We start from the raw sequence: 16621 nt of genomic DNA on the forward strand, positions 1-16621 counted from the left end.
ATAAACAGGAGGTCAACTGAATTTGAGTACATCCAAAATCAAAGCCGCTGTCCAGGAAATGGTTTTACCATACCTCAGCAGCAATGGATTTGAACTGGTTGATATTGAGTATGTAAAAGAAGGAAGCAATTATTTCCTTCGTATTTTCGTAGATAAAGAAGGCGGCATCGACATCGATGACTGCGGTCGTATCAGCGAATTCATAAGTGAGCAATTGGACAAAAACGATCCAATTACAGATGTTTATTTCTTGGAAGTATCTTCCCCAGGAGCAGAAAGACCGCTTCGGAATGAAGATGAAGTACGTAAAGCAATCGGTAAGCACGTTTACATAACGACATATGAACCGATTAGCGGCGCTAAAGAATTTGAGGGGCTGCTACTTGCATTTGATGGAGAAAATGCAGTCGTTCGTACAGCCAAAAAGGAATATACCATTCCTTACGATAAGGTGGCTGGCGCCAGACTCGCAATCGTGTTCTAAATATTCGTTTCTATATTGAAAGGGGGAAATCCAGTCCAATGAGTATGGATTTTATTGAAGCACTACAAGAAATAGAAAGAGACAAAGGGATTACCAAGGATGTGCTCCTTGAAGCCATTGAGGCTGCTCTTATCTCCAGCTACAAAAGAAATTTTAATACCGCTCAAAATGTACGCGTCGATATTAACCGTCATACTGGTGTTATCAAAGTATACGCCCGCAAGACTGTTGTTGATGAAGTACTAGATCCGCGTCTGGAAATTACAGTGGAGGCTTCAAGAGAAATCAATCCTCATTATCAGCTTGACGATATTGCGGATATTGAAGTTACGCCGCGTGATTTCGGACGTATCGCTGCTCAAACAGCGAAGCAGGTCGTTACTCAGCGTATTCGTGAGGCTGAGCGCGGACTGATTTATAATGCTTTTATCGATAAAGAGGAAGATATCGTTAACGGTATCGTTCAACGTCAGGATGTTCGCAATTTATTTGTGGATCTAGGCAAGGTTGAGGCTGTATTGCCTTTGACTGAACTTATGCCAACTGATAAGTTTAAGCATGGAGACCGCGTGAAGTCGTATATCACGAAAGTTGAGAACACGACTAAAGGTCCTCAAATCATTTTATCCCGCACGCATCCTGGCCTTTTAAAACGTTTGTTCGAGCTTGAAGTGCCTGAGATCTATGACGGAGTAGTAGAAATTCGTTCGGTTGCTCGTGAAGCTGGCTTCCGTTCAAAGATTGCGGTTCATTCCCGTAACTCCGAGGTTGATCCAGTCGGTTCATGTGTTGGCCAAAAAGGACTGCGCGTTCAGACGATCGTAAACGAGCTTAAAGGTGAAAAAATCGATATCGTTCGTTGGTCTGAAAGCGTGGATGAATATGTTGCGAATGCTCTTAGCCCTTCAAAGGTGCTAGAGGTTATCGTATTCGAACAAGAGAAGATGGCCAGAGTAATCGTGCCGGATTACCAACTATCGCTTGCGATCGGTATTAAAGGTCAGAATGCAAGGCTTGCTGCCAAGCTGACTGGCTGGAAAATCGATATCAAGAGCGAAACGCAGGCAGAGCAGGAGTATGGACGTCCGAAATCAATGACTACGGTCATGCATCAGGATTCAGTATCCATCGACTAATCTGAATTTTTCAACAGATACGCGTCAATTCAGCTGGCAGAGGAGGGGTGTACAATGAGACCGAGAAAAGTACCGCTTCGCAAATGCGTCGCTTGTCAGGACATGATGCCGAAGAAGGAACTCATTCGGATTGTGCGGACACCGGCCGAAGAGGTGCAGATTGACCTGAAAGGCAAACAAGCTGGCCGCGGTGCATATTTATGCGGTAAAGTCAGTTGCTTTAAATTAGCGAAGAAATCCAAGGCGCTTGATCGAGCACTGAAGCAGCATGTTGGTGAACACATTTACGATCAACTTGAGCAGGATTTTATAGCGGTAGAGGAACAGTTTATTGCTGGTAAGGAGCTGATAAGCGATGAAGCAGAATAAGAGCTTATCACAGCTTGGCATGGCAATGCGTGCCGGAAAGCTGATTACAGGCGATGAAATTGTCCTCAAAGCTGTAAGAAATAAACAAGTGCATCTCGTTATCCTTGCAGGAGATGCTTCAGACAATACGAAAAAAAAGTTTCGTGACAAATGCAACACCTACGGAATACAACTCGCCGAAGCATTCGACCGTGAGCAACTAGGAAAGGCGATTGGTAAGCCAGAACGGGTTGTAATAGCGGTAACCGATGCGCAATTCGGAAAAATGATTGCGAGTCATCTGAGCCATAATACGGAGGTGGATCATATTGGACAATAAACAAGACAGCAAGGACAATAAAGATAAGCTGCGCGTTTACGAGTATGCCAAGTCACTTAATATGAGCAGCAAAGAAATCATAACGATCCTAAAAAGACTTGATTTGCCAGTCAATAACCATATGAGTGTCATGGAAAACGAAATGGTAAATAAGGTTGAAGGTTTTTTCCGCAATATTAAACAAAATGCAGCTGCAAAGCGCGCGCAAGAAACAACAAATGTAACGGTTTCTTCCGCTCAACCTACTGCCAACAAGCCGCAATCGCAGCAGCCACAGCAGCAGGAGAAGAAGCCGCAGCCAGTACAAGAAAATAAAAATACGAATCAAGACAGACAGGGGCCTATGAATTCTATTAATACGAAACCACAAACAACCCAACAGCAGTCAGAACAAAGACCAGCAGGACAACAATCAAGTCGTCCAGCATCACAATCAAGCAGCAACCGTCCTTCACAAGGCAGTTCTAATTCGAGCCGTCCAAGCCAAGGACAAGGCGGACAAGGCAATCGCCCAGCGGGTTCTAACGCGGGTTCAAGCCGTCCATCACAAGGTCAAGGCGGTCAAAGCAGCCGTCCAGCATCATCTGGACAAAGCCGTCCTTCACAAGGCGGACAAAGCAATACAGGCAGCCGTCCAAGCGCTCCGCGTTCAGACGCAAGCAGCCGTCCAGCACCATCGGGCCAAAGTCGTTTCGACTCAAAGCCAGCACAAGGACAAGCGCGTGGTAACGACAACAGAAACGCAAGACCTGGCCAAAAAAGATTTGAAGACGGCAAACCAGGCGGCTTCAGAGGCAACAATGGCCGTGGTGGTCAAAAAGGTCGCGGCGGCAAGTTCCAACAACAACCGCCACGCGAGAAAATTGACAATACGCCAAAGAAAATTATTGTACGCGGTACAATGACTGTTGGCGAATTGGCAAAATTGCTGCATAAGGATGCATCAGAAGTTATTAAAAAACTGATTTTCCTTGGCGTAATGGCTACGATCAACCAAGAAATCGATATGGATGCGATTCATTTGATCGCAACAGACTACGGGGTAGAGGTTGAAGTGAAAATTCCTGTTGAGGAAGACTCCTTCGAGACCGTAGAAGAAACAGACGAAGATGAGAATTTGGTTACACGTCCACCGGTTGTTACTATTATGGGTCACGTTGACCACGGTAAAACAACTTTGCTTGATGCCATTCGCAAAACGAATGTAACAGGCGGAGAAGCCGGCGGAATTACACAGCACATCGGTGCTTACCAAGTCGAAATTAACCATAAAAAAATTACGTTCCTCGATACACCTGGTCACGAAGCGTTTACGCTTATGCGTGCACGCGGTGCACAGGTTACGGACATTACGATCATCGTAGTAGCAGCTGATGACGGTATCATGCCGCAAACGGTTGAAGCCATCAACCATGCAAAAGCAGCTGGCGTTCCTATTATCGTAGCGGTTAACAAAATCGATAAGCCAGAAGCGAATACAGAGAAAATCAAACAAGAAATGACTGAATATGAACTCGTTCCGGAAGAGTGGGGCGGCGACACTATTTTCGTCGAAGTTTCCGCAAAACAAAGAATTGGTCTTGAAGGCCTTCTTGAAATGATTTTGCTCGTTGCTGAGATGAATGACTACAAAGCTAACCCGAACAAACGCGCTCGCGCTACTGTTATCGAAGCTGAGCTTGATAAAGGTAAAGGTCCTGTTGCACGTATTCTCGTTCAACACGGTACTTTGAAAATTGGAGATGCTTTTGTTGCAGGTAACTGCTTCGGCCGTATTAGAGCAATGGTTAATGATAAAGGTCGTCGCTTAAAAGAAGCAGGTCCTTCTACGCCAGTAGAAATTACTGGTCTAACAGAAGTTCCATTAGCTGGAGATCCGTTCATGGTATTTGAAGATGAACGCAAAGCTCGTGATATTGCTGAACGTCGTTCCATTAAACAACGTCAATCGGATATGGGTGCGAATACACGCGTAACGCTTGATGATCTGTATAACCATATCAAAGATGGTGAAATTAAAGATCTGAACGTTATTATCAAATCCGACGTTCAAGGTTCTTCCGAAGCACTTAAAGGCTCGCTCGCAAAAATTGAAATCGAAGGCGTTCGCGTAAAAATCATCCACAGCGGTGTTGGCGCGATTACAGAATCGGATATCATTTTGGCGTCAGCTTCCAATGCTATCGTAATCGGATTTAACGTTCGTCCTGATCCACAAGCAGAAGCAACGATTGCACAAGAAAAGGTTGACGTTCGTATGCACCGCGTTATCTACAACGTAATCGATGAGATTGAACAAGCAATGAAAGGCATGCTTGATCCAATCTACAAAGAGGTTGTTATTGGCCACGCTGAAGTTCGTAACGTATTTAAAGTGACTAAAGTTGGCGCAATTGCAGGTTGTATGATTACTGACGGTAAAATTTCTCGCAACGCTGAAGCACGTTTGGTTCGTGGCGGTATCGTTGTCTTCACAGGCAAAATTGAATCCCTAAAACGTTTCAAAGACGATGCTAAAGAAGTTGCAGCAGGCTATGAGTGCGGTATCACGCTTGATCGTTTCAATGATGTTCGTGAAGGCGATATTATCGAAGCGTTTGTCATGGAATCAGTAGAGAGGTGAGTAAAGCATGGCAAAAATCCGAGTAGGGCGGGTCGGCGAACAGATTAAAAAAGAGCTGAGCCAAATTATACAAACAGAGTTGAAAGATCCTAGAATCGGATTCATTACTGTAACAGGTGTCGAAACTTCGAGTGATCTTTCACAAGCAAAAGTATATTTAAGCGTGCTTGGCAGCGAAGAGCAGAAGGAAGCGACGCTTAAGGCACTAGCGAGCGGAACTGGATTTATTCGCACAGAGCTTGGCAAGCGCATGCGCCTTCGCCATACACCCGTATTGCTGTTCAAGTTTGACAGCAGTATTGAATATGGCAGCCGCATCGAGGCATTGCTTGAAAACATCAATAATGGGAATTCAGCTCGATGATGAATCAAAGCAGCTATTCGATGCAGCTAGATGAAGCGCTGGCGTTCATGAAAACTTACGATCATTTTTTGGTCGTATCACATGTACAGCCTGACGGTGACGCTATTAGTTCTACTGTTGTCGTAGGCTGGATGCTTGAGAAACTTGGAAAGTCGGCAGTGCTGATTAATGAAAGCGAGCTGCCGTCCAGACTTCGTTTCTTGCATCAATTTGATTCAATTCTAAAGTACAAGCGCGATGAAACTCAGCAAACTTTTGATGCCATTATTTCGATCGATTGTGCGGATTTCAAACGCATTGGAGAGGTAGCGAGCAGCTTTGCACCAGATGCAAAGCTGCTTAATATCGATCATCATCCAACAAACAATGGATTTGGCACCGTAAATGTTATACGAGCAGAAGCTGCGGCTACTGTTGAAATATTGTATGATTTAATCGAGAGGGCAGAAATCGCCTTAGATGTGAATTGCGCAACAGCAATCTACACCGGTTTATTGACCGATACAGGCGGGTTTCGTTATTCCAATACGAGTCCGCGTGTCATGGAGATTGCCTCGCATTTGCTCGCTTTAGGCGTGTCCGGCAATGAGCTCGCTGATCATCTTCTTGAGAAAATGACCATGGCTAAGCTCAAGCTTCTCCAGCTCGCGCTCAATCGCCTCACATTTACGGATAACTTAGAGATCGGCTGGGTCTATATTGGCAAAGATGATTTGCGCAATACAGGTGCTGTTCCTGAAGATCTAGAAGGAATCGTGAATTATGCGCTTAATGTGGATGGAGTTGAAGTCGGCATTCTATTTAAAGAAACGGAAGACGGTGCAGTCAAAGCAAGCATGCGTTCAGCAGGCAAAGCCAATGTAGCCGCAATTGCGCAAGCATTCGGCGGTGGCGGTCATGTGCGTGCAGCAGGATGCCGGATTGAAGGTTCTTTAACGACCTCGATTGAAGAGCTAGTGGAAGCAGTAAGAAAGGCGTTGATTTAAGCGATGGACGGCATTTTGGCAGTTTGGAAGCCTGAAGGCTGGACTTCTCATGATGTGGTTGCAAAAGTACGCCGAGTGCTAAAGATGAAGCGAATTGGTCATACAGGAACGCTTGATCCTATGGTTACGGGTGTATTGCCGCTATGTCTTGGGCGTGCAACGAGAGTAGTCGAATATGTGCAAGAGCGGCCTAAGTCATATGAAGCCGTATTGCAGCTTGGCATTGCAACAGATACAGAGGACATAACGGGTACAGTTATTGCGCGGCAATCGCCAATATCGGTTACAGAAGAAGATGTTCGCCATGCACTGTCGCAGTTTTTAGGCGAGATCGATCAAGTACCTCCCATGTATTCCGCTGTCAAAGTTGATGGCAAGCGATTGTATGAGTTAGCTAGAGAAGGAAAGACCGTTGAGCGCAAATCGAGAAAAGTAACGATTCATCAAATAGATCTCATTGACACTCAGCTCGATCTTGATCAGCCTCAGATTTCGTTTTCTGTCGTTTGTTCAAAAGGTACATATATTCGCACGTTATGTGTGGACATCGGCAAAGCACTAGGTGTTCCTGCTACGATGGCCCATTTGACGCGAACGATGTCAGGCGGTATTACAAAGGAAAGCTGCTTGACGCTTGAGCAAATCGAGCAATTGCAGCAATCCGGTGAATTAAGCGGACATATCATTTCCGCCGATGAAGCCATTACCCATTTGGATCGTGTGACGATTCCAGAATCGTTTGGGAAACTTGCACTGCAAGGACAGAAAGTTAGTCTCAGCCATTCCGTCGAACATGCAGCATTGATTGTAGATGGACAACTTATACGTCTTTATAATGATCAAAGCTCGTTTCTAGGTATTTTTCAGATTGATTTGAATACAAATGTTTTCAAGCCAATCAAAGTGTTTTCGGCTTAGCTTATCGTTGTAGAAAGTTAATAGGAAATGCAGGTGCTTCAGCGTTGGAAATTATTCCATTAAGTTTTCCTTTAAACGGTTTGTCCACGTTGTCGCTGGACAAACCGCTTTCCATAGCAATCGGTCATTTTGACGGGGTTCATCGCGGACATCAGAACGTGATTCGCCAAGCTGTAAATGCGGCGAAGGAATCCGAGATGCTATCAGCGGTTTTGACATTTGATCCTCATCCGAAGGAAGTTCTCGGACAAGGTGAGCAATATTATCGTTGCCTTACGCCTTTTGATGCGAAGACAGCGTTATTTGCAGAGCTTGGCGTAGATCTTGTATTCATTATGAAGTTTGATCTTGAGTTTGCTTCAGTATCACCTGAGCGCTTCGTTAATGAGGTTCTGCGTACACTCCGTGCTAAGCAGGTCGTTGTTGGCTTTGATTTCAACTTCGGCCATAAAGGCTCAGGTAGTGCAGAGACTTTGAAGCAGCTGGCAGAGCCTGATATTTCTGTTCATATCATTGAGCCTTTGATCGAGAACGGTGTAAAAGTAAGCAGTACTTATATCCGTGAAGCACTTGAGCAAGGTGATCTTGAACTGGCAGAACGATTGCTTGGCAGGCCATATGAAGTTGAAGGGATCGTTGTTCATGGGGACAAAAGAGGTCGGACGATCGGGTTCCCAACAGCAAACCTGCAATTTAATGCCCCATATATCGCGCCAAGGCTTGGCGTTTATGCGGTAATGGCTTGGATTGGTGATACCGCATACCCTGGTGTTTTAAACTATGGCTTAAAACCAACCTTTAATAAAGATGAGCTGAAACCTGTAATGGAGGCTCATTTGTTTGACTTCAACAGCGATATATACGGTGAGCAGATGCGTTTGCAATTGCTATCGTTTATCCGTTCGGAGAAAAAATTCAATTCCATTGCCGAGCTTGTTGAGCAGATTGGATCTGATTCTGAGCAAGCGAAGGCGATCCATGGTTACAACTAACTGATCGTATAAACCATTTGTGTAAACGAATGTTGGGCATTCTTTATTTATGATCCTCGACATTCGTCTACCTTATGTGTTATACTATACAACGTTGTAAGTAGTCATACATTTTGTGTGACATACGGACAAACTTAACCTTAGCTTGGATGTCCGATCTCACCGACGGCTTCGAGGCTAATGGCGATTATCAAGAAGGAGGTGAATTAGGATGGCAATTACACAAGTACGTAAAAACGAACTGATTGAGACGCATAAGACACATGCAACTGATACGGGTTCCCCGGAAGTTCAAGTGGCTATCCTGACTGAAAACATCGTTAACTTGACTCAACATTTGCGGGAGCACAAGAAAGATCATCATTCCCGTCGTGGTTTGCTCAAGATGGTAGGTCAGCGCCGTAAGCTGCTTGCATACCTTAAAAACAATGATGTTAGACGTTACAGCGCATTGATCGAAAAACTCGGCCTACGCCGCTAAAACATGCGTAAAGAAAAGCAACCTGGTTGTCCAGCCGTCCGGGAATAACGGATGAGCGGATTCGGGTTGCTTTTTGTAATAGGGAAACACTCGGAATAAACTGCCAATTAGCAGTGAAATAGACTAATCGAATAACTATTAGGAGGGATAAAATGGTACAACGAATTGAGATGATGGTAGGCGGAAGACCGCTATCCATTGAAACCGGCCGCCTTGCGAAGCAGGCGAATGCAGCAGTCACTGTTCAGTATGGTGATACTGTCGTATTGTGTACGGTAACAGCTTCAGCAGGTCCGAAGGATCTGGATTTCTTCCCATTGACTGTTAACTATGAAGAACGTTTGTATGCTGTTGGTAAAATTCCAGGTGGATTCATTAAACGTGAAGGCCGTCCAAGCGAGAAGGCGATTTTGTCCAGCCGACTTACGGACAGGCCTATTCGTCCGTTATTCCCTGAAGGCTTCCGGAATGACGTTCAAGTTATGAACATTGTAATGAGCGTGGATCAAGATTGTTCACCAGAAATTGCGGCTATGATCGGTACTTCTGCTGCACTATCCATTTCTGACGTTCCTTTTGACGGTCCAATTGGCGGAGTAAATGTGGGTCGTGTTAATGGCGAATTCATAATTAATCCGACGGTGGAGCAAAGCGTAGAAACGGATATTTTTGTAGTTGTCGCAGGAACAAAAGATGCGATTATGATGGTGGAAGCAGAAGCAAACGAAGTTTCTGAAGCAGTAATGCTTGAAGCGATTATGTTTGGTCATGACGAAATCAAAAAGATCGTTGCAAAAATAGAAGAGCTGCAAGCTGTAGCCGGCAAACCGAAAATGGAAGTTAAGCTACATACTGTAAATGAGCAAGTGAATGCTGATGTTCGCGCTTATGCTTCTGCTGGTTTGGTTGAAGCGATTAAGGTTGAAGAAAAGCATGCTCGTCAAGAAGCAATTGACGCAGTTAACAGCGCAGCAGTTGCTCACTTTGAAGAGCAATATATCGATACGCCAGAACTTCTCTCTGATGTTAAAGAAGTTCTTTATGACATCGTGAAGGAAGAAGTACGTCGTCTTATTTCTCATGATAAAGTTCGTCCAGATGGCCGTTCGCTTGATGAAATTCGTCCAATCGATTGTGATGTGGCAATTTTGCCTCGCACACACGGAACAGGGCTGTTTACTCGTGGACAAACACAAGCACTAAGTATTTGTACGCTTGGCGCAATGGGCGACGTTCAAATTTTGGATGGCATTTCGCCTGAAGAAACAAAACGTTTCATGCATCACTACAACTTCCCGCCGTTCAGCGTTGGTGAAGCTCGACCGCTTCGTCCGCCAGGTCGTCGTGAAATCGGGCATGGTGCTCTCGGAGAACGTGCACTTTCCAAAGTTATTCCATCTGAAGCTGATTTCCCTTACACGATTCGTCTTGTTTCGGAAGTTTTGGAATCTAACGGTTCTTCTTCACAAGCAAGCATTTGCGCAAGCACACTTGCTATGATGGATGCAGGCGTACCAATCAAAGCGCCAGTAGCTGGTATTGCTATGGGTCTCATTAAAGATGGCGACCACTTTGCAATTCTTTCTGATATTCAAGGGATGGAAGATCATCTCGGCGATATGGACTTTAAAGTTGCAGGTACAGCTGAAGGCGTTACAGCTATTCAAATGGATATCAAGATTGCCGGCATCAACCGCGCTATTTTGGAGCAATCGCTTGAACAAGCTCGCCAAGGCCGTATTTTCATCCTAGGTAAAATGCTCGAAAGCTTGCCGACTACTCGTCCAAACTTATCGAAGTATGCACCGAAAATTTTGACGCTTCGCATTAATCCGGACAAAATCCGTGATGTTATTGGCGCAGGCGGAAAAATCATCAACAAAATCATTGAAGAAACTGGCGTGAAAATCGATATCGAGCAAGACGGAATGGTATTTATCGCTTCTTCAAACGAAGAGATGAACCAAAAAGCTAAATCGATTATCGAAGGTATCGTTAAAGAAGTGGTTGTTGGTGAAATTTATATGGGTACGGTTAAGCGCGTTGAGAAGTTCGGTGCTTTTGTTGAAATTTTGCCGAACAAAGATGGACTTGTCCATATTTCTCAATTGTCGAATGAACGTGTTGCAAAAACAGAGGATGTCGTTAACATTGGCGACCAAATCAAAGTTAAAGTAACCGAAATTGACGGACAAGGCCGTATTAACTTGTCTGCCAAAATTTTGATGACGCCAGAAGCATCGCCGCAATAAGCTTTTAATGCTTGGCGGTCCTATAAATAAGAAGAAAAGAGACAGATTTGATCTGGCTCTTTTTGTTTTTTAAAGCGACATCCGATCACCCTCTTGCCCAGTCGCTGCATATTCTCGTCCTACTTTTCATACATATGAATTAACATGCCGAAATAAGGTCAAGCTTAGGAAGCGTGCGAGGACTTATATGGGAGTGGGAATAATGATGCTTAGAAAAGCAGCTGCAATTGCGGCAAGCATGCTTCTAGTGCTTGCATTCGTCAGTATGAACGACGACATATCAAAATTTCTCTCTTCTTTAAAATATGATAATAAAATGGTTTATGCACAATATTCTTATACGCAATCGGAGAAGCAGAGGCTGCTGAACATTATTTCAGAAGAAGCAGATAAGCTGAACATTGCGCCAGTAGACGCGCGGATTGATCGCGTTTGGAGAGCTATTCCAGGGTATAACGGCTTGGAAGTCGATGTGGATAAAACGCTCGAAGCTGCATTGCTCGCTCCGCCTTCTCAAACCATTCCTTATGTATATAAAGAGGTTGAACCCGAAATCAGTCTTAATGATCTTGGACCACATCCGATTTTTCGCGGCAATCCCAACAAAAAGATGATATCGCTTATGATCAATGTCGCTTGGGGCAATGAGTACATAGATTCCATTTTAAAAACACTTAAACGTGAAAAGGTGAAAGCTACCTTCTTCCTTGATGGCAGCTGGCTAAGTAAAAACGCTGATGTTGCTAAGCAAATACAAGCTGAAGGACATGAAATGTCTAATCATGCGTATACTCATCCTGATATGAGTGCGATTAGCAGGGAAGCGCAGTACAATCAAATAGCCAAAACCGAAGCTTTATTAAAATCGAGCTTGAACGTAAACAACAAATGGTTTGCTCCGCCTTCGGGCTCTTTTAATCAAGCTACTGTCCAGATCGCCGAGGAGCAGGGGTTAAAAACGGTGCTGTGGACCATTGATACGGTTGATTGGCAGAAACCGCCGGCAGATGCCGTTGTGCGCAAAATTGCAGCGAAATTGGAGCCTGGAGCGCTAATATTAATGCATCCTACAGCCACAACAAGAGATGCGCTGCCTGGCATAATTGCTACAGCTAAATCAAAAGGCTACGCGATAGGAACGGTTAGTGAGACGCTTTCCTCCAAGCGGATTCCCGTTGAAGTTGAGGGAGCGGACTGATTCTGCTATAGTAAAAACATTCATGTTTAGAGTCACATGTATATGATGTCAGTTTTGTAAGGCAAAATGATGAGACGTATAATAATGATAATTTTGCTGCACAAAACATGAGGAGGACTACTGATGAACAAATACACACTTAGCAATGGATTGCGTGTTGTCGTTGAATACATACCGACAGTAAGATCAGTATCGTTTGGCATATGGGTCAAAACGGGCTCACGCAATGAGACGCCAGAAAATAACGGCATCTCCCATTTCATTGAACACATGCTGTTCAAAGGCACTGAAAGCCGCACATCAAAGGACATAGCGGATTTATTCGATGGTATAGGCGGAAATGTCAATGCGTTTACCTCGAAGGAATATACGTGTTATTTTGCCAAAGTGCTAGATGAGCATTTGCCGCTTGCTGTGGACGCACTCTCGGATATGTTTTTTAATTCCCAATTTGATCCGGAAGAATTGGCGAAAGAAAAAAATGTTATTCTAGAGGAAATATCTATGTATGAGGATACTCCGGATGATAAGGTGCATGACGAAGCTTCTCGCGCAGCATTCGGTGAGCACCCTCTGGCTTATTCAATACTGGGGCTTGAGGATCGTTTGACTGCCATGACCTCCGATACGCTTCGCGGGTATATGAATGATACGTATACACTTGAGAATGTAGTAATCAGTGTTGCGGGCAATGTTGAAGAGCAGAGCTTGCTTGCGTTAATGGAACAATATTTTGGAAGCTTTAAGAATAGCAAGCCAGCTTCATCCATCATTACGCCTCCTTCATTTCATGGCGATTATTTGTTTTACAAAAAGAAAACAGAGCAAAACCATTTATGTGTCTCTTTCCCAGGTTGCTCGATTACCGATTCAAATTTATATGCCATGATTCTTCTTAACAATGCGATAGGGGGCGGAATGAGCTCGAGGCTGTTCCAAGAAATAAGAGAGAAGCGCGGACTCGCGTATTCTGTCTATTCCTATCACACTTCCTATGCGGATACTGGCTTGTTTACTTTATATGCTGGAACGGCGCCTAAGCAAACGAAGGAAGTGCTTGATTTAACGATGGAGCAGATGAACGAGCTGTCTGTAAAAGGATTAGGCGAGGATGAACTGCACCGCGGCAAGGAGCAATTGAAGGGCAGCTTGATTTTGAGCTTGGAGAGCACGAGCAGCAGAATGAATCGATTGGGCAAAAACGAGTTGATGCTCGGTCATCATTACACGCTTGATGAGCTGTTGAAGCGTATCGATTCGGTGCAGATGTCAGATGTAGTTGATGTTACGAAGCGTATGTTGGCTGCTCCTTTCTCCGTTGCAATGGTCGGAACGAATGATAAAGCAGCAGCAGAGCTCAGGAGGGATCAATTTGTATCAAGTTCAGTTTAAACGATTAGAAGGAAATGAAGATATAGCCATACCGAAAAAAATGTCCGAATGGGCAGCTGGCTTTGATCTGCAAGCTTCTGTAGGAGAGCCTGTTGTATTGCAGCCTGGCGAGCGTAAGCTTATTCCTACCGGCTTTGCAATGGCAATGCCCGGGGAGCTTGAGGCGCAAATTAGACCGCGCAGCGGCCTTGCGTATAAGCATGGCATTACTTGCTTGAATTCACCAGGAACGATTGATGCGGACTACCGAGGAGAAGTGAAAGTACTGCTCGTCAATTTAGGCGATCAGCCGTTTACAATTACGCGCGGGGAAAGAATAGCTCAAATGGTATTCCAACTCGTGCCGGCAGTTACGATTATAGAAGCTGACGAGCTGTCTGACACCGTAAGAGGTGCCGGCGGGTTTGGACATACTGGCGTTTAAGCGATTTGAATTCATAAATTAGTATTAAGAAGATCGGGCATATGCCCGATCTTTTTTTCTTTTTCACCCCGCTCTGGGCGCAAGCATAAGATGATCTAGAGCTATTAGCAAGAAAGGAGTGAAGCTTAATGCTAACAGGCGTTCAAGTGTTGCTGCTTGGTGGTGATGCAAGGCAGCTGGAGGTAATTCGAAAGCTGACTGAGCTTGATGCTGCTGTCACAGTTTCGGGTTTTGACGGCTTGCATTCGTCACTCGACGGGGCGGTACAGGCGGAGTTCGAGGAACAGCTTTTTGAATCCGTCGATGCGTTGTTATTGCCTGCCGTAGGCACTGATGATCAAGGGATCATCCAGAGTGTTTTTAGTGACCGACAAATGCAGCTGGCAGACAGCCATTTTGCCAAGCTGCCAAATCATTGCACTGTATATACAGGAATGGCGAAGCCTTATTTGCGTCAGCTATGCGAGCAGTATTCACTGTCGCTCGTTGAGCTGTTTGATCGTGATGATGTTGCCATATACAATTCAATTCCGACAGCGGAAGGCGCCTTAATGATGGCCATTCAGAATACGGATATTACGATTCATGGGTCTTCTTCTATGGTGCTTGGTTTCGGTAGAACAGGCTTTACAATGGCACGAACACTCCAAGGTTTGGGGTCCAAAGTGAAGGTCGGTGTAAGGCGTTCAGAGCAGTTCGCAAGAGCGGCAGAGATGGGTTTTGAGCCTTTCTACATCAGTGGTTTATTGCATCATGTGAGCAATATTGACTTGCTTTTTAATACAATTCCGACTATGATAGTCACAGCACAAATTATCGCAAATTTACCTTCGCGAGCCGTCATTATTGACCTCGCATCGAAGCCTGGCGGGACAGATTTCCGCTTCGCTGAGAAGCGTGGCATTAAAGCGATGCTCGCACCCGGACTACCCGGTATCGTCGCACCGAAAACAGCTGGACGTATCATAGCGGATTGCTTATCTCAGTTGATTTTGGACGATACGATTAAGCGGGGGAATGGGATATGAATTGGTCTGGAATTACGGTGGGTTATGCGTTGTCAGGCTCACATTGTACGTTTGCTGAAGTTATGCCTGAAATTAAGCGGTTCGTCGATGCGGGGGCCAATGTGGTGCCGATCGTTTCGAATACACTTATGACAACGGACACTAGATTTGGAAAGTCCGAGGATTGGCAAACACAGTTAAAAGCGATTACCGGAAATGAACTTATTTCGACCATTGTGCAGGCGGAGCCACTTGGGCCTTCTAAGCTGCTGGACGTTCTCGTCATAGCACCTTGCACAGGAAATACGACAAGCCGACTTGCAAATGCGATAACCGACAGCGCAGTACTTATGGCTGCTAAAGCCCAAATGCGCAACGGCCGTCCGCTGGTTCTTGCTATTTCGACAAATGATGGACTTGGTTTAAATGCCGCTAACATAGCGAAGCTATTAGTGGCTAAACATATTTATTTTGTACCGTTCGGCCAAGATAACCCGGTGCAGAAGCCTAATTCGCTTGTTGCCAGAATGGATTTGGTCTTGGAAGCATGCGAAGCTGCCCTCTCTGGCAAACAGCTGCAGCCTCTGCTTGTCGAACGTCATTCATGACACACGGATAGAGGGGAGACGACAACAGATGTCGTATCAGAGATTGTTTAACGTTGCAGTTGTTGGTGCAACAGGCGCAGTAGGAGAACAAATACTGAAATTACTTGCTTCCAGAAACTTCCCGATCCGAAAGCTTAAGCTGTTGTCGTCTGCTCGTTCAGCCGGCACAAAAATTACATTTAATGATCAGGAGCTTACGGTTGAAGAAGCAAAACCGGAAAGCTTCGAAGGTATCGACATCGCATTGTTTAGTGCAGGAGGCGATGTTACTAAAGCATTGGCTCCACATGCAGTTAAACATGGTGCAGTATGTATTGATAACACGAATGCATACCGCATGGACGAAAACACACCGCTTGTCGTTCCTGAGGTTAATATTGAGAAGGTTAGCGAGCATAAGGGCATAATCGCTAATCCGAACTGCTCGACCATTCAAATGGTAGTAGCTCTTAAACCGCTACAAGACCGTTTTGGCATTTCGCGTATTATCGTTTCCACTTATCAAGCGGTATCTGGTGCTGGAAATCTTGCCATTGACGAGATGCTTCGTCAAACTGCAGCTTCACTTCAAGGTGAAAAGATAAACCCAGCTATTCTTCCCGTAGGCGCATTGCCGGTTAAGCATCAAATTGCATTTAATGCGATTCCGCAAATTGATAAGTTTCAAGAGAATGGTTATACGCTTGAGGAAATGAAGATGGTTCGCGAAACGAAAAAAATTATGGGTGACGAGTCTATTCAGGTTACAGCTACATGCGTGCGAATTCCTGTCGTTTACGGTCACTCGGAATCTTTATATGTTGAGCTCAAAAACGACTACGATTTGGAAGAGGTTAAGCAGCTGCTTGCAGATGCACCGGGCGTTACGCTCGTTGATGATCCTGCTAATCAGCAATACCCGCTTGCGACTGATGCCGCCGGTAAGCCGGATGTATTTGTTGGTCGCTTGAGACGTGATCTTGGTTCGGATCGCGGACTTAATATGTGGATCGTCTCCGATAACCTGCTCAAAGGAGCAGCATGGAATGCTGTTCAAATCGCTGAACATATCGCAAGAGGTTAATATAT

17 protein-coding genes are annotated in these 16621 nt (G+C 44.9%); all 17 read left to right on the forward strand.

Translation table 11 applies throughout. The annotated features are described in order from the left end of the window. Positions 1–22 precede the first annotated feature (22 nt). The 17 genes from rimP (at position 23) to AC0VYE_RS15850 (ending at position 16616) form a co-directional block, all read left to right on the forward strand. Complete coding sequence (gene rimP, locus AC0VYE_RS15770; RefSeq protein WP_339208958.1) at positions 23–484, forward strand: ribosome maturation factor RimP; 462 nt, start codon at positions 23–25, stop codon at positions 482–484. Between the two features lie 38 nt (positions 485–522). Beyond that, a complete protein-coding gene (gene nusA, locus AC0VYE_RS15775; RefSeq protein ID WP_054028947.1) occupies positions 523–1620 on the forward strand; it encodes a transcription termination factor NusA in 1098 nt (365 codons plus the stop codon). A gap of 54 nt (positions 1621–1674) precedes the next feature. Then, positions 1675–1989 carry an RNase P modulator RnpM gene (rnpM, locus tag AC0VYE_RS15780; RefSeq protein WP_076269184.1) on the forward strand — a complete coding sequence of 105 codons (315 nt, stop codon included), beginning with the start codon at positions 1675–1677 and terminating at the stop codon, positions 1987–1989. Next, entirely contained in the window at positions 1976–2308 is a 333-nt protein-coding gene (locus AC0VYE_RS15785) for a L7Ae/L30e/S12e/Gadd45 family ribosomal protein (RefSeq protein ID WP_054028945.1), read from the forward strand. The genes rnpM and AC0VYE_RS15785 overlap by 14 nt, the downstream gene beginning before the upstream one ends. Next, the gene (gene infB, locus AC0VYE_RS15790; protein ID WP_076269185.1) at positions 2298–4931 is read left to right on the forward strand and encodes a translation initiation factor IF-2; all 2634 of its coding nucleotides are present in this window, start codon (positions 2298–2300) and stop codon (positions 4929–4931) included. The genes AC0VYE_RS15785 and infB overlap by 11 nt, the downstream gene beginning before the upstream one ends. Positions 4932–4938: 7 nt before the next feature. Beyond that, on the forward strand, positions 4939–5295 hold the full coding sequence (gene rbfA, locus AC0VYE_RS15795; RefSeq protein ID WP_054028943.1) for a 30S ribosome-binding factor RbfA: 357 nt from the start codon (positions 4939–4941) through the stop codon (positions 5293–5295). Continuing rightward, on the forward strand, positions 5292–6281 hold the full coding sequence (locus tag AC0VYE_RS15800) for a DHH family phosphoesterase (protein ID WP_475449045.1): 990 nt from the start codon (positions 5292–5294) through the stop codon (positions 6279–6281). Before rbfA ends, AC0VYE_RS15800 begins: the two co-directional genes overlap by 4 nt. Positions 6282–6284: 3 nt before the next feature. Next, entirely contained in the window at positions 6285–7199 is a 915-nt protein-coding gene (truB, locus tag AC0VYE_RS15805) for a tRNA pseudouridine(55) synthase TruB (protein ID WP_475449047.1), read from the forward strand. Between the two features lie 44 nt (positions 7200–7243). After that, positions 7244–8191: a bifunctional riboflavin kinase/FAD synthetase gene (locus AC0VYE_RS15810; RefSeq protein WP_076269188.1), complete on the forward strand. Its 948-nt coding sequence runs from the start codon at positions 7244–7246 to the stop codon at positions 8189–8191. A gap of 211 nt (positions 8192–8402) precedes the next feature. Further along, positions 8403–8672, forward strand: coding sequence for a 30S ribosomal protein S15 (gene rpsO, locus AC0VYE_RS15815; protein WP_053375765.1), 270 nt, complete (start codon positions 8403–8405; stop codon positions 8670–8672). Between the two features lie 152 nt (positions 8673–8824). Beyond that, positions 8825–10924, forward strand: a complete 2100-nt coding sequence (gene pnp, locus AC0VYE_RS15820) for a polyribonucleotide nucleotidyltransferase (RefSeq protein WP_475449049.1) — start codon at positions 8825–8827, stop codon at positions 10922–10924. Between the two features lie 202 nt (positions 10925–11126). Further along, positions 11127–12122: a polysaccharide deacetylase family protein gene (locus AC0VYE_RS15825; RefSeq protein ID WP_076269190.1), complete on the forward strand. Its 996-nt coding sequence runs from the start codon at positions 11127–11129 to the stop codon at positions 12120–12122. 123 nt (positions 12123–12245) lie between these two features. Next, positions 12246–13514, forward strand: a complete 1269-nt coding sequence (locus AC0VYE_RS15830) for a M16 family metallopeptidase (RefSeq protein WP_475449052.1) — start codon at positions 12246–12248, stop codon at positions 13512–13514. Further along, entirely contained in the window at positions 13459–13938 is a 480-nt protein-coding gene (gene dut, locus AC0VYE_RS15835; RefSeq protein WP_372239008.1) for a dUTP diphosphatase, read from the forward strand. The genes AC0VYE_RS15830 and dut overlap by 56 nt, the downstream gene beginning before the upstream one ends. 128 nt (positions 13939–14066) lie before the next feature. Continuing rightward, positions 14067–14966, forward strand: coding sequence for a dipicolinate synthase subunit DpsA (dpsA, locus tag AC0VYE_RS15840; RefSeq protein ID WP_475449055.1), 900 nt, complete (start codon positions 14067–14069; stop codon positions 14964–14966). Next, entirely contained in the window at positions 14963–15553 is a 591-nt protein-coding gene (locus tag AC0VYE_RS15845; protein WP_076269194.1) for a dipicolinate synthase subunit B, read from the forward strand. Before dpsA ends, AC0VYE_RS15845 begins: the two co-directional genes overlap by 4 nt. Before the next feature lie 28 nt (positions 15554–15581). Then, complete coding sequence (locus tag AC0VYE_RS15850; protein WP_475449057.1) at positions 15582–16616, forward strand: aspartate-semialdehyde dehydrogenase; 1035 nt, start codon at positions 15582–15584, stop codon at positions 16614–16616. The last annotated feature ends 5 nt before the right edge of the window (positions 16617–16621 follow it).

This window comes from Pristimantibacillus sp. Z349TD_6 (genome assembly GCF_056173205.1).

What these genes read in the sequence shown, in the direction of transcription:
- AC0VYE_RS15850 (WP_475449057.1), top strand. Translation starts at nt 15,582, where the DNA reads ATGTCGTATCAGAGATTGTTTAACGTTGCAGTTGTTGGTGCAACAGGC.
- rbfA (WP_054028943.1), top strand. Translation starts at nt 4,939, where the DNA reads ATGGCAAAAATCCGAGTAGGGCGGGTCGGCGAACAGATTAAAAAAGAG.
- pnp (WP_475449049.1), top strand. Translation starts at nt 8,825, where the DNA reads ATGGTACAACGAATTGAGATGATGGTAGGCGGAAGACCGCTATCCATT.
- AC0VYE_RS15830 (WP_475449052.1), top strand. Translation starts at nt 12,246, where the DNA reads ATGAACAAATACACACTTAGCAATGGATTGCGTGTTGTCGTTGAATAC.
- dpsA (WP_475449055.1), top strand. Translation starts at nt 14,067, where the DNA reads ATGCTAACAGGCGTTCAAGTGTTGCTGCTTGGTGGTGATGCAAGGCAG.
- AC0VYE_RS15800 (WP_475449045.1), top strand. Translation starts at nt 5,292, where the DNA reads ATGATGAATCAAAGCAGCTATTCGATGCAGCTAGATGAAGCGCTGGCG.
- AC0VYE_RS15785 (WP_054028945.1), top strand. Translation starts at nt 1,976, where the DNA reads ATGAAGCAGAATAAGAGCTTATCACAGCTTGGCATGGCAATGCGTGCC.
- dut (WP_372239008.1), top strand. Translation starts at nt 13,459, where the DNA reads ATGATAAAGCAGCAGCAGAGCTCAGGAGGGATCAATTTGTATCAAGTT.
- AC0VYE_RS15825 (WP_076269190.1), top strand. Translation starts at nt 11,127, where the DNA reads ATGATGCTTAGAAAAGCAGCTGCAATTGCGGCAAGCATGCTTCTAGTG.
- nusA (WP_054028947.1), top strand. Translation starts at nt 523, where the DNA reads ATGAGTATGGATTTTATTGAAGCACTACAAGAAATAGAAAGAGACAAA.
- truB (WP_475449047.1), top strand. Translation starts at nt 6,285, where the DNA reads ATGGACGGCATTTTGGCAGTTTGGAAGCCTGAAGGCTGGACTTCTCAT.
- AC0VYE_RS15845 (WP_076269194.1), top strand. Translation starts at nt 14,963, where the DNA reads ATGAATTGGTCTGGAATTACGGTGGGTTATGCGTTGTCAGGCTCACAT.
- rnpM (WP_076269184.1), top strand. Translation starts at nt 1,675, where the DNA reads ATGAGACCGAGAAAAGTACCGCTTCGCAAATGCGTCGCTTGTCAGGAC.
- rpsO (WP_053375765.1), top strand. Translation starts at nt 8,403, where the DNA reads ATGGCAATTACACAAGTACGTAAAAACGAACTGATTGAGACGCATAAG.